Origin of the sequence: Streptomyces sp. NPDC086549 (assembly GCF_044746205.1) — a bacterium.
Lineage (GTDB): Bacteria > Actinomycetota > Actinomycetes > Streptomycetales > Streptomycetaceae > Streptomyces.
Genome location: NZ_JBIVBS010000012.1, coordinates 319,497 through 332,403 on the forward strand (window position 1 = coordinate 319,497; position 12,907 = coordinate 332,403).

Below are 12,907 nucleotides of genomic sequence, written 5' to 3' on the forward strand. Positions count from 1 at the left end.
CCCCCACGACACCGACCCGAGCCCGACGCCCCGGCCCCGGCCTCCTGGAGCCGGAGGCCGAAGCGAGACCACCGCGCGTGCGCCGGGCGCCCGGCATCTCGGCCGCAGGACTGTTGCCCCGCCTCGGTACACCCCCGGCCGCTCGCAAACCGGCCCCTGGCACCGCGCCCGAGCCTGTGTGGGATCGGCCGCGGCGAGAGCAGGCCGAACAGGCTGGCGCGCCTCCATCGCACGCACCACATCCCAAACTCACGCCAGTACGACGCCTACAGACGCGCCCGCGCCGTCGCCCGCGCCCCCTTGCAGGAAGCCGAGCCCGAGCCGCCCACAGCCGCTCGACCGCTGTCTGTCAGGAAGTCATCGCGGCGGACAGATCCGGCCGCTCCGGCCGGCGCCCCGGTGCCAGGTTCAGGCTCAGCACCATGGTGAGGCCGCCGCCCGGCGTGTCCTCGGCGTTCAGCGTGCCGCCCATCGCCTCGGCGAAGCCACGGGCCACCGCCAGGCCGAGGCCGACGCCCGCACCGCGCGGGGAGTCGCCGTAGCGCTGGAAGGGCTCGAAGATGCGGTCTTTGGCCTCGTCGGGGACGCCCGGCCCGCGGTCGATCACCCGGACCTCCACCCGGTCGGCGATGGCACTCGCCCGCACCAGCACGGGCGTGTCCGCGGGACTGTACTTGACCGCGTTCTCGACGATGTTGGCGACGACCCGCTCCAGCAGCCCCTTGTCCACGTCGACCATGGGGAGCGTCTCGGGGATGTCCAGCTCGACGCTGTCCTCGGGCACCCCGCCCAGCGCCATCGGTACCACCTCGTCGAGGTCGGCCTCGCGGACGATCGGCGTGACGGTGCCGGTCTGCAGACGGGACATGTCGAGCAGGTTGCCCACCAGGTGGTCCAGCCGGTCGGCGCCCGCCTCGATCGCCTCCAGCAGCTCCGCCCGGTCCTCCTCCGACCACTCGACGTCGTCCGAACGCAGCGAGGAGACCGCGGCCTTGATACCGGCGAGGGGCGTACGGAGGTCGTGGCTGACGGCGGCCAGCAGCGCCGTGCGGATGCGGTTGCCCTCGGCCAGCTCCTTGGCCTGGTCGGCCTCCTGCTGCAGCCGCTGCCGGTCCAGCACGACAGCCGCCTGCGCGGCGAAGGCCGCCAGCACCCGCCGGTCGGAGGCCGGCAGCACGCGTCCCGACAGGGCGAGCGCCATGTGGTCGCCCACCGGCATGTCCACGTCCGCGTCCTCGGGTGACCCGCACGGCCGGGGCCCCGCGCTGCCCGCGCAGGTCCACGGCGCGACGTCGCTGTCCCGCTCCAGGAGGGCGACGGACTCCATCCCGAAAGTCTCCCGGACCCGCTCCAGGAGCTCCTCCAGGCCGGTCTCGCCACGCAGCACGCTGCCCGCGAGGTAGGACAGGATCTCCGACTCGGCGCGCAGCCGGGCAGCCTGGTGCGTACGCCGGGCCGCGAGGTCCACCACGGACGCCACGGACACCGCGACCCCGACGAATATCGCGATGGCCACGATGTTCTTGGGGTCGGCGATCGTGAGCGTGTGGACGGGTGGCGTGAAGTACCAGTTCAGCAGCAGGGAGCCCACCACCGCCGAGGTGAGCGCCGGGACGAGACCGCCGAGGAGTGCCGCCGCCACCGTCAGCGACAGGAACAGCAGCATGTCGTTGGCGAGGCCGACCGAGGGGGCCGCGCTGGTCAGCAGGAGCGTGAGCAGGGCGGGGCCCAGCACGCCGACCAGCCAGCCCCAGATGATCCGGGCGCGTCCGAGCCGCGCGCCCCTGGCCACGGGCAGTCCGCGCCCCTTGCCGGCCTCGTCGTGCGTGATCAGGTGGACGTCGAGGTCGGGTCCCGATTCCCGGGCGACCGTGGCGCCGACGCCCGGCCCGAAGACGTACTGCCACGTCTTGCGCCGCGAGACGCCCAGTACGATCTGGGTCGCGTTCACACCCCGCGCGAAGTCGAGCAGAGCGACCGGTATGTCGTCGCCGACGACGTGGTGGAAGGTGCCGCCGAGGTCCTCGACGAGCGTGCGCTGGACGGCGAGTTCCTTCGGGGAGGCGGAAGTCAGGCCGTCGCTGCGGGAGATGTAGACGGCGAGCACCTCGCCGCCGGCGCCCTTCTCGGCGAGGCGGGCGGCCCGGCGGATCAGCGTCCGTCCCTCGGGGCCTCCGGTCAGGCCGACCACGATCCGCTCCCGCGAGCCCCAGATCTTGGAGACCTGGTGCTCGCTGCGGTACTCGTTCAGGTACTCGTCGACGCGGTCGGCGACCCACAGCAGGGCCAGCTCCCGCAGGGCGGTGAGGTTGCCCGGCCGGAAGTAGTTGGACAGCGCCGCGTCGACCTTGTCGGGCTTGTAGATGTTGCCGTGCGCCATCCGTCGCCGCAGCGCCTGTGGCGACATGTCGACGAGTTCGATCTGGTCCGCCCGCCGAACGACCTCGTCGGGGACGGTCTCCTGCTGCCGTACGCCGGTGATCGATTCCACGACGTCGCCCAGCGACTCCAGGTGCTGGATGTTGACCGTCGAGATCACGTCGATCCCGGCGGCCAGGAGCTCCTCCACGTCCTGCCAGCGCTTGGCGTTGCGGGATCCGGGGATGTTGGTGTGCGGCAGCTCGTCGACGAGGGCGACCTGCGGATGGCGAGCGAGGACGGCGTCGATGTCCATCTCGGTGAAGACGGCGCCGCGGTACTCCAGTTCCTTGCGCGGGACCTGCTCCAGGCCGTGCAGCATCACCTCGGTGCGCGGCCGGTTGTGGTGCTCCACGAAGGCCACCACGCAGTCGGTGCCCCGCTCTGTCCGCCGATGCGCCTCGGACAGCATCGCGTAGGTCTTGCCGACGCCGGGTGCCGCACCGAGGTAGATCCGGAGTCTGCCGCGTGCCATGTCATCCTTCGAAGCGGTAGCCCATGCCGGGCTCGGTGATCAGATAGCGGGGATGTGAGGGGTCCGCCTCCAGTTTGCGGCGGAGCTGGGCCATGTAAACCCGCAGGTAGTTGGACTTGTTGCTCTGTGACACGCCCCACACCTCTCTCAATAGGTGCTTCTGCGTGATGAGCCGGCCCGGGTTGGTGACCAGGATCTCCAGCAGATGCCACTCGGTGGGGGTGAGACGTACGTCGCGTCCGCCCCGGACCGCCTTCTTGGCGAGCAGATCGATGGTGAAATCGTCCGTCTCCACCCGCGTCGTCTCGGGGGCGAGGGGAGCGTCCTCGGTGCGGCGTACGGCGGCCCGCAGCCGGGCCATGAGCTCGTCCATGCTGAACGGCTTGGTGATGTAGTCGTCGGCCCCCGCGTCGAGCGCGGCGACCTTCTCGTCGGACGCCCGACGGGCCGACAGCACCAGGATCGGTACGCGGGTCCAGCCGCGCAGTGCCTTGATGACGTCGACCCCGTCCATGTCGGGCAGTCCGAGGTCGAGCATCACCACGTCCGGCTGACGCGCGGCCGCCAGCCGGAGGGCCGTGGCGCCGTCGGGCGCCGCGTCCACTCCGTACTGGCGTGCCTGCATGTTGATCACGAGTGCCCGTACGAGCTGTGGGTCGTCTTCCACGACCAGCACCCGGGTCATCAGTTGCCCTTGATCAGTTCCTTGAGCGCGATGTTGAGTTCGAGGACGTTCACGCGGGGCTCGCCCATGAAGCCGAGGGTGCGGCCCTCGGTGTGGTCCTTCACGAGCTTCTCCACCTTGTCGACGGGGATGTTGTTCTTCTCGGCGACCCGGTGGACCTGGATCTGCGCGTACTGCGGGGAGATGTCGGGGTCCAGGCCGGAGCCGGAGGAGGTCACCGCGTCGGCGGGGACCTCGGCGGGCTTGACCGTGTAGCCGGCCACCGAGTTGTCCTTGATGACCGCGGCCTTGGCGTCCTTGACCCACTTGATCAGGTCGGCGTTGTCACCGGAACGGTTGGTGGCGCCGGACAGGATCAGCTTGTACTGGGTGTTGACGCTGTTGACGCCGAGGCCGTTCTGCGGGCGGCCCTGGAACCACTTCAGGTCGGGCTCCGGCGTCTCCTGACCCTTCTTCAGCGGCAGGTTGTACGCCTGGCCGATGAGCGAGGAGCCGACGACCTTGCCGTCCGCCTTGATCTCGGAGCCGTTCGCCTTGTCGTTGAACAGCCCCTGGGCGATGCCGGTGACGACCAGCGGGTAGATGACGCCCGTCACCAGGGTCAGCACGAGGAGGGCGCGCAGGCCCGCCCCGAGCAACCGGAGGGTGTTGGAAACGGAGTTGTTCATGGCGGTCAGCCGATCCCGGGGATGAGGGAGATGAGCATGTCGATGATCTTGATGCCGATGAAGGGGGCGATCAGTCCGCCGATGCCGTAGATCGTGAGGTTGCGGCGGAGCAACTTGTCGGCGCTCACCGGCCGGTACTGCACGCCCTTCAGGGACAGCGGCACCAGCGCGATGATGATCAGCGCGTTGAAGATGACGGCGGACAGGATCGCCGAGTCCGGCGAGGACAGCGCCATGATGTTCAGCTTGTCCAGGCCCGGGTAGACCGCCGCGAACAGCGCCGGGATGATCGCGAAGTACTTCGCCACGTCGTTGGCGATGGAGAACGTGGTCAGCGCACCTCGCGTGATGAGGAGCTGCTTGCCGATCTCGACGATCTCGATGAGCTTGGTCGGGTTGGAGTCGAGGTCGACCATGTTGCCGGCCTCCTTGGCGGCCGACGTACCCGTGTTCATCGCCACGCCGACGTCCGCCTGGGCCAGCGCGGGCGCGTCGTTGGTGCCGTCACCGGTCATCGCGACCAGCTTGCCGCCCGCCTGCTCCCGCTTGATGAGCGCCATCTTGTCCTCGGGAGTGGCCTCCGCGAGGAAGTCGTCGACGCCCGCCTCCTCGGCGATCGCCTTGGCCGTCAGCGGGTTGTCGCCCGTGATCATGACGGTCTTGATGCCCATGCGGCGCAGCTCGTCGAACCGCTCGCGCATGCCCTCCTTGACGACGTCCTTGAGGTGGATGACGCCAAGGACGCGGGCGCCCGCGTCATCCCTGACGGCGACCAGCAGCGGGGTACCACCGGCCTCGGAGATGCGGTTGGCGATGCCGTCCGCGTCCTCCGCGACGGTGCCGCCCTGCTCCTTCACCCAGGCGATGACCGAACCGGCCGCGCCCTTGCGGATCTTGCGTCCGTCGACGTCCACACCCGACATACGGGTCTGGGCGGTGAAGGCGATCCACTCGGCATGCGCCAGCTCGCCCTGGTGGCGCTCGCGCAGGCCGTACTTTTCCTTCGCCAGTACGACGATGGAGCGGCCCTCGGGCGTCTCGTCGGCCAGCGAGGAGAGCTGGGCGGCGTCGGCGACCTCGGCGTCGGTCGTCCCGCGCACCGGCACGAACTCGGCGGCCTGCCGGTTGCCGAGGGTGATGGTGCCCGTCTTGTCGAGCAGCAGCGTGGAGACGTCACCGGCAGCCTCGACCGCGCGGCCGGACATCGCCAGGACGTTGCGCTGGACCAGCCTGTCCATGCCCGCGATACCGATCGCGGAGAGCAGGGCGCCGATCGTGGTCGGGATGAGGCAGACCAGCAATGCGACCAGCACGACCATCGTCAGGTGGGTGCCGGCGTAGTCGGCGAACGGCGGCAGGGTGGCCACCGCGAGCAGGAAGACGATCGTCAGGGACGCGAGCAGGATGTTCAGCGCGATCTCGTTCGGCGTCTTCTGCCGGGCCGCACCCTCGACGAGGTTGATCATCCGGTCGATGAAGGTCTCGCCCGGCTTCGTCGTGATCTTGATGACGATGCGGTCGGACAGGACCTTGGTACCGCCGGTGACCGCCGAGCGGTCGCCGCCGGACTCGCGGATGACCGGGGCCGACTCACCCGTGATCGCCGACTCGTCGACCGAGGCGACACCCTCGACGACGTCACCGTCACCCGGGATGATGTCGCCCGCTTCGCAGACGACCAGGTCACCGATCTTCAGGTCGGTGCCCGGGACCTGCTCCTCGGAGCCGTCCTTGAGCAACCGGCGCGCGACGGTGTCGGTCTTGGCCTTGCGCAGGGTGTCGGCCTGCGCCTTGCCGCGGCCCTCGGCGACGGCCTCCGCCAGGTTGGCGAAGATCACGGTCAGCCACAGCCAGGCGCTGATCGCCCAGCCGAACCAGTCGCCCGGGTCCTTGAAGGAGAAGACCGTGGTCAGCACCGATCCGATCCACACCACGAACATCACGGGCGACTTGATCATCACCCGCGGGTCGAGCTTGCGGAAGGCGTCCGGCAGCGACTTGACCAGCTGCTTGGGGTCGAAGAGGCCCGCGCCGACGCGTCCTTCGGCGGGCTTGTGCCCGGTGGGTACGTCGCTGTGCGGCGCCCGGGTCGGGGTGGCTGTGGACATCGAGTCCTCTTGCTTCTCTATACGAGTGGTCATGACGCCAGCCCCTCGGCCAGCGGACCCAGAGCGAGGGCCGGGAAGTAGGTCAGCCCGGTGATGATCAGGATCGCGCCCACCAGCAGACCGGTGAACAGCGGCTTCTCGGTGCGCAGGGTGCCCGCGGTCGCCGGGACCGGCTTCTGCTCGGCGAGCGAGCCGGCCAGCGCCAGGACGAACACCATCGGCAGGAAGCGGCCGAGCAGCATCGCGATGCCGATCGTGCTGTTGAACCACTGCGTGTCCGCGTTCAGACCCGCGAACGCCGAACCGTTGTTGTTCGCGCCCGAGGAGTAGGCGTAAAGGATCTCGGAGAACCCGTGCGCCCCGCTGTTCGTCATCGAGTTCGCCGGGGTCGGCAGCGCCATCGCGAACGCGGTGAAGATGAGCACCAGCGCCGGAGTGATCAGGATGTAGCAGGCCGCCAGCTTGATCTCGCGCGAGCCGATCTTCTTGCCCAGGTACTCGGGCGTACGGCCGACCATCAGACCGGCGATGAACACCGCGATGACCGCCATGATCAGCATGCCGTAGAGGCCGGAGCCCGTACCACCGGGCGCGATCTCACCGAGCTGCATGCTCAGGATGGTGATGCCGCCGCCAAGCCCGGTGAACGAGGAGTGGAAGGAGTCCACCGCACCCGTCGAGGTCAGGGTGGTCGACACCGCGAAGATCGACGAGGAGCCGACACCGAAGCGCTGCTCCTTGCCCTCCATCGCACCGCCGGCGATCTGGAACGCCGGGCCGTGGTGGGCGAACTCGGTCCACATCATCAGCGCGGTGAAGCCGACCCAGATGGTGGCCATGGTCGCGAGGATCGCGTAGCCCTGCCTGACCGAGCCGACCATGATGCCGAACGTGCGGGTCAGCGCGAACGGGATCACCAGGAGCAGGAAGATCTCGAACAGGTTGGTGAACGGGGTGGGGTTCTCGAACGGGTGAGCGCTGTTGGCGTTGAAGTAACCGCCACCGTTGGTGCCCACCTCCTTGATCGCCTCCTGCGAGGCGACCGCGCCGCCGTTCCACTGCTGCGAGCCGCCCATGAACTGCCCGACCTCGTGGATCCCGGAGAAGTTCTGGATCGCACCGCACGCCACCAGAACCACCGCGGCGACGACGGAGAGCGGCACCAGGATGCGGATCGTGCCGCGCACCAGGTCGGACCAGAAGTTGCCCAGCTCACCGGTGCGCGAGCGCGCGAAGCCGCGCACCAGCGCCACGGCGACGGCGATGCCGACGGCCGCGGAGACGAAGTTCTGGACGGCCAGGCCGGCGGTCTGCACGACGTGGCCCATGGCCTGCTCGCCGTAGTACGACTGCCAGTTGGTGTTGGTCACGAAGGACGCGGCGGTGTTGAACGCCTGATCCGCATCGATCGCCTTGAAGCCGAGCGAGCCGGGCAGGGAACCCTGGATCCGCTGCAGCAGGTAGAGGAAGAGGACGCTGACGGCGGAGAAGGCGAGGACGCCGCGCAGGTAGGCGGGCCAGCGCATCTCCGTGTCGGGGTTGGCACCGATGCCCTTGTAGATCCACTTCTCGACGCGCCAGTGCTTGTCGGAGGAGTAGACCTTGGCCATGTAGTTGCCAAGGGGGACGTAGGCGAGCGCCAGCGCCGCTATGAGGGCGAGCAGCTGGAGGAAGCCGGCAAGTACGGGACCCATGTCGTGGCTCAGAACCTCTCCGGGAAGATCAGGGCGAGGACGAGATAGCCCAGCAGGGCGACGGCCACGACGAGGCCGACGATGTTCTCGGCGGTCACAGCTTCGTCACCCCCTTGGCGACGAGAGCCACCAGCGCGAAGACCGCGATCGTGGTGACGACGAAGGCCAGATCGGCCATCGTGAACTCCTGGGATGAGGTTCGGTTGGACTAGGACTGCTAAAGGAAACCGCGCTTCTGGCTGGAATCGACTGCCGTTGACGGGTCCCTTACGGCAGCGTTTACGCCTTTGACGGGACTCTTACGGCGCCTGCGGTGACCTGCGAGCAGAGGCAGCCGTCCGAGCCCGGAATTCGTCAGAACAGCCGGAACCGCAGCCTGCAGATCACCGCGTCGGTCTCCCGCCGCACCGCATGGGCGACGACGGCACCGCGCTGGTTCTGCAGCAGGCGCTGCCACAGCCGCTCCGGCTCGGTCTCCGGGATCAGCACGGTGACCTGGGTGGCCGGCTCCGCCGCCGTGACCTCACGGACGTACGCGGCGATGGGGCGCCCCAGGCTGCGGCGCTCGCACGCCAGCCGGACCAGCGGCACCCCGGGGTCCCACTCGGCCCAGGCGCGCTCCAGGGCATGCAGCTGCGCGCGGTCCTCGGGGTCGGGGTGGCAGACGGTGACCGCACGGACCTCGTCGCCGAGGGAGGCGGCGGCGCTCAGGGCCTCGGAGGTGAGACGGGAGAGGGAGGAGACGGGCACGATCACGACCGACCGCTCCCGGTGGGGGGCCTCGGGGATGCGGCCCAGGCCCAGACGCTCGCCGATGCGGGCGTAGGCGCGGTGCACGGCGACGAAGGCGGCGACCAGCAGCGGCAGCGTGACCACGATCAGCCAGGCGCCCTCGGTGAACTTGCTCGCGGTGACCACGACCGTGGAGACGCCGGTCAGGACGGCGCCGAAGCCATTGAGCAGCGCCTTGCCGCGCCAGCCGGGGCTGCGCTCCAGTCGCCAGTGCCGGACCATGCCCACCTGGGCGATGGTGAAGCCGACGAAGACGCCGATGGCGAACAGTGGCACGAGGGTGTTGGTGTCACCGCCGGAGAAGACGAGCAGCGCGGCGGAGACCACGGCGAGGGCGAGCACGCCGTGACGGTGGACCTGGCGGTCGGCCTTCAGCGCGAACACGTGCGGCAGGTAGTTGTCCCGGGCGAGCAGCTTCAGCAGCACCGGGAGGCCTCCGAAGGAGGTGTTCGCGGACAGTGCCAGCAGGATCACGGTGGCGAACTGGATCACGTAGAAGGCCCAGTTGTGGCCGAGTGAGGCGTCCGCGAGCTGGGCGAGGACGGTGACGCCCTCGACCGGCTGGAGGTGGAAGCGGGAGATCAGCACCGACAGCCCGATGAGCATCGCGCCGAGCACGGCGCCGAGGGCGACCTCCGCACGTTGGGCGCGCTTGGCGCGCGGGACACGGAAGGAGGGGACGGCGTTGGCGATGGCCTCGACGCCGGTCAGGGCGCTGCACCCGGAGGCAAAAGCTTTCAGCAGGAGCAGGGCGCCCACGGTCGTGGCGTTGTCCGCGACGACCGAGGCGTGTCCGGCCGCGGTGGCGGTGCTCGCCGGCGAGGTCCGGAACAGGCCCACGACGATCAACACGAAGATGGAGCCGACGAACACGACGGTCGGCGCGATGAACGCCTTGGCCGACTCGACTATGCCCCGCAGATTGACCGCCGTGATCAGCACGAGGACCGCCAGGCAGAGCCACAGCCGGTTGTCGTACAGGCCCGGGAAGGCGGAGGTCAGGGCGGCCACGCCGGCCGTGACGGCGACGGCGACGTTCAGGACGTAGTCCAGGACCAGGGAGGCGGCCGCGACCAGGCTGGTGCGTGCGCCCAGGTGCGTCTTGGCGACCGCGTAGGAGCCGCCGCCGTCCGGGAAGGCCGCGATCACCTGCCGGTAGGAGGCGACCAGTACCGCCAGCAGGGCGGCGATGGCCAGGGTGACGGGGAGCGTGAAGCCCAGTCCGTGGGCGCCGGACGCCGCCAGGACGAGCACGATGGCCTCGGGGCCGTAGGCCACCGAGGCCATCGCGTCCAGCGACAGCGCGGCAAGGCCGGTGACGGCGGTGAGGCGGTGCTGCTCGCCGGTGTCGGGCGGCTCCTCGCCGGCGGGGACGGCGCCCGGTTCGACGGTCAGTACGGACATGGGCGGGTGCTCCTTAATACGGGACGAACGGCCGCGCGCGGAGGGCCGAGCGCGGTGCACCAAGGGTCTGTCCCGATCCGGCCGACTCCCGCGGCTCCTTGCGCGTTCTTCGCGCCGAACCCCGCGACCTTGACGTGGCCTTGACGGGAGTGTGACGTGGGCGAACGCCCGCCTTCGCCGTGCCGGCGTCAAGAACGGGGGCGGGCCCATCAGAGTCGCGTCAAGGCGCGGCGAAGCCGTGTTGTCCAGGCTGCCGAGGTCCCTACGCTCGGGCGCATGGAGCACCGCGTGCTGTACGACCACCGCTGGGCCGAGGATCTGTACAGCTCGGTCCGGTGCTCCGGCATGCTGCTCGGCATGCTGTTCCTGATCGACTGGGGCACGGGCCGGCTCACCTGGTCGCGCGGCACCCTGTGGGTCACGCTCGCGCTGGTGCTGTTCCTGGTCCTGTTCCCGGCCCGGGTCTCGGCGGGTGAGGGCTGGCTCGCCTGCCGCCGCCCGCTGCGCACCCGGCGGGTCCGCACCGACGTACTGGTGTCCGTGCGCTGCCTGGACGGGGTCTCCCGGCGGCTGCTCCTGCGGGACGCCTTCGGCGACCGCGTCGAGATCGACCCTCAGGTCCTCGTGAACAACCCGGACCTGTGGTTCCGCCTCGCAGAGGACGCCCGGAGGTCGGCCGCGGCCGGGACCCTGACGTGTGGGACGACCGCGCTGCGCCGCATCGGGGAACGCATCGACCGGGAGACGGCACTGAGCGTGTTCCGGGCGTCCGGCCTGGAGTAGCCGCTCCCCCGCAGCCCGTCAGCCGCGCCGCCCCGTCGAATGCGGCTGCACCCCCGTCATGAGGATGTCGAGGCCGCGCCGCGTCGTCGCCAGGACCACCCGGTCGCCCGCCCGCAGCACCCGGCCCGGCCCGGGACGCCAGTCGAAGCCCTGCGGGTCGGCGCGGAGCCCGGTGAGGGTGTCCATGGCGGACGACGGCACCGGTCCTGCGGCCGCGCCCACGGCCAGCACCCGCCACTCGTTCGCCCGGAACGCCTCGTACACGGACCGCCCCTCCAACTCGGGGTGCCCGGCCACGTCCACGCAGGTGAACAGCAACGAGCCCCGCTCCACCGGCATCACCCCGAGCACATGGCGGCCCATCATGGCGGCGGCGAAGGAGGGCGCGGCGAGCGCGGAGACGCTGCGGCTGCGGGTCAGCGCGTCGGGGTAGGAGGCGCGCAGAGTGCGCTGCACGGTCGCGGCGAAGTCGTCGTCGTACAGCCGCATCACCACCCGCGCGGCGGGGTTGGTCTCCCGGACGGCCATGACGATGTCGAGGTTCTGTCCGTCGTCACGGGTGAGGACGAGCAGCGAACGGCTGTGTCCGATGCGGGCGAGGTCGAGGACGCCGGGGGCGGTGGCGTCCTCCAGGATGAGCGGGACGCCGAGTTCGCGGGCCAGGGCGATGCCGCGGGCCTGTGGGTCGCGCTCGATGGCCACCACCTGGTGGCCGGTGGTCCGCAGGCGGTGCAGCACCCGGGTGCCGACCATGCCGAGGCCGACCAGAACGATGTGGCCGTTCACGTCGTCGTCGGGCGGATGGGTGGCCGAGGCGCTGCGAAAGGCCTCGGTGGCGGTCGTGGTCGCGGCGATGACGAGCGGGAGCACGGCGAGGCCCACGAAGCCGGCGATCAGCTGAAGCACGCGCCGGGCGACGGGCTCGTCGGTGGCCGGGTCGCCCATGGTGAAGATGTCCAGCAGCGGCAGGTAGACGTTCTTCCACCACGGGTGCTCGTCGGCGAAGAGCGCGGTGGCGGTCGACAGCGCGACCACGACCGCAGCCAACGACCCGTAGACAGCGGCGAGTTGTTGGGAGAGGAACACCTTCCACGGCAGGTGCGCGAGCCGCGACCGCAGCCAGTTGCGGGGATGGAAGCGCCGGGTGCGGGCCGTCTGTTGGGGTGCGTGGGGGGTGACCTCCTCCAGCGTCAGCCGGCCGTGCGTGAACTGACCGTGGTAGGCGGTGCGGGTGTCAGGCAGCAGCTGGGTGCCGTCCTCCCCGGGCGTCTCGGGGCTGTCCTGGCTCGCCGGGTCGTCCTGGTGGGCGCCGGACAACACGGCGAGGGTGGCCAGCTCGGTGGAGTGGGGCGGTGTGCCCGCGGGCCGTACGACACCGCGAAAGACCTTGCCCTGGACCTGGAGGGTGTGGCCGTGCCCCACCGCGGCTGCGGCGACCAGTTCCGGTACGGCGGTGTCGGCGTCGGAGAGCACCGTGGTGGAGGTGTCCCGGGCCGCGTCGTCGCAGAGTCCCGCCGCACGGTCGAGCAGCCGCTCCAGATGACGGCCACGCTCGCGGTCGAACATGCGGACGACCAGCCGGACGGAGGGGTTGATGGTGCGGGCCAGCAGGGCCGCAGTCATGTTCACCTGGTCGTCGCGGTAGGTGAGGGCGAGCGCGGCGGCCCGTTCGACGCCCGCCGCGCGCAGGGTCCGCTCGTTGGGCCGCGCGGAGACGTACAGTTCCACCGACGAGTCGGGGTCACGGTGCAGCGCGGCGATCTCCGCGCCGTGCTCGTCGCTCCCGGACGGCAGCACGACGGTGACGATCTCACCGCACACGGCGTCGAGTTCGACGGCGAGCCGGTGCGCGAGTCCGTCGTCGCCGCAGATCACCATGT

Annotated in this window: 9 protein-coding genes; 1 reads left to right on the forward strand and 8 read right to left on the reverse strand. The window is 70.3% G+C overall.

The window, feature by feature from the left end:
- Window positions 1-349: 349 nt before the first annotated feature.
- From ACIPSA_RS33215 to ACIPSA_RS33245, 7 genes are all read right to left on the reverse strand, one after another.
- On the reverse strand, window positions 350-2,893 hold the full coding sequence (locus ACIPSA_RS33215) for an ATP-binding protein (protein WP_402641261.1): 2,544 nt from the start codon (window positions 2,891-2,893) through the stop codon (window positions 350-352).
- A gap of 1 nt (window position 2,894) precedes the next feature.
- Window positions 2,895-3,578, reverse strand: a complete 684-nt coding sequence (locus tag ACIPSA_RS33220; protein WP_402641263.1) for a response regulator — start codon at window positions 3,576-3,578, stop codon at window positions 2,895-2,897.
- Window positions 3,578-4,246 (reverse strand): potassium-transporting ATPase subunit C, encoded by a 669-nt coding sequence (locus tag ACIPSA_RS33225; RefSeq protein ID WP_402641266.1) that lies wholly within the window; start codon window positions 4,244-4,246, stop codon window positions 3,578-3,580. Before ACIPSA_RS33225 ends, ACIPSA_RS33220 begins: the two co-directional genes overlap by 1 nt.
- Before the next feature lie 5 nt (window positions 4,247-4,251).
- Window positions 4,252-6,387 carry a potassium-transporting ATPase subunit KdpB gene (gene kdpB, locus ACIPSA_RS33230; RefSeq protein ID WP_402641269.1) on the reverse strand — a complete coding sequence of 712 codons (2,136 nt, stop codon included), beginning with the start codon at window positions 6,385-6,387 and terminating at the stop codon, window positions 4,252-4,254.
- A complete protein-coding gene (gene kdpA / locus ACIPSA_RS33235; protein WP_402641272.1) occupies window positions 6,384-8,048 on the reverse strand; it encodes a potassium-transporting ATPase subunit KdpA in 1,665 nt (554 codons plus the stop codon). Before kdpA ends, kdpB begins: the two co-directional genes overlap by 4 nt.
- 8 nt (window positions 8,049-8,056) lie before the next feature.
- Entirely contained in the window at window positions 8,057-8,146 is a 90-nt protein-coding gene (gene kdpF / locus ACIPSA_RS33240) for a K(+)-transporting ATPase subunit F (RefSeq protein ID WP_016434100.1), read from the reverse strand.
- A gap of 256 nt (window positions 8,147-8,402) precedes the next feature.
- The gene (locus tag ACIPSA_RS33245) at window positions 8,403-10,244 is read right to left on the reverse strand and encodes an APC family permease (protein ID WP_402641275.1); all 1,842 of its coding nucleotides are present in this window, start codon (window positions 10,242-10,244) and stop codon (window positions 8,403-8,405) included.
- A gap of 276 nt (window positions 10,245-10,520) precedes the next feature.
- On the opposite strand from ACIPSA_RS33245, the gene ACIPSA_RS33250 reads away from it, so the two are divergent.
- Window positions 10,521-11,027: a hypothetical protein gene (locus ACIPSA_RS33250; protein ID WP_402641278.1), complete on the forward strand. Its 507-nt coding sequence runs from the start codon at window positions 10,521-10,523 to the stop codon at window positions 11,025-11,027.
- A gap of 18 nt (window positions 11,028-11,045) precedes the next feature.
- Here ACIPSA_RS33250 and ACIPSA_RS33255 read toward each other — a convergent pair whose 3' ends face one another.
- Window positions 11,046-12,905, reverse strand: coding sequence for an NAD-binding protein (locus ACIPSA_RS33255; protein WP_402641280.1), 1,860 nt, complete (start codon window positions 12,903-12,905; stop codon window positions 11,046-11,048).
- Window positions 12,906-12,907 lie beyond the last annotated feature (2 nt).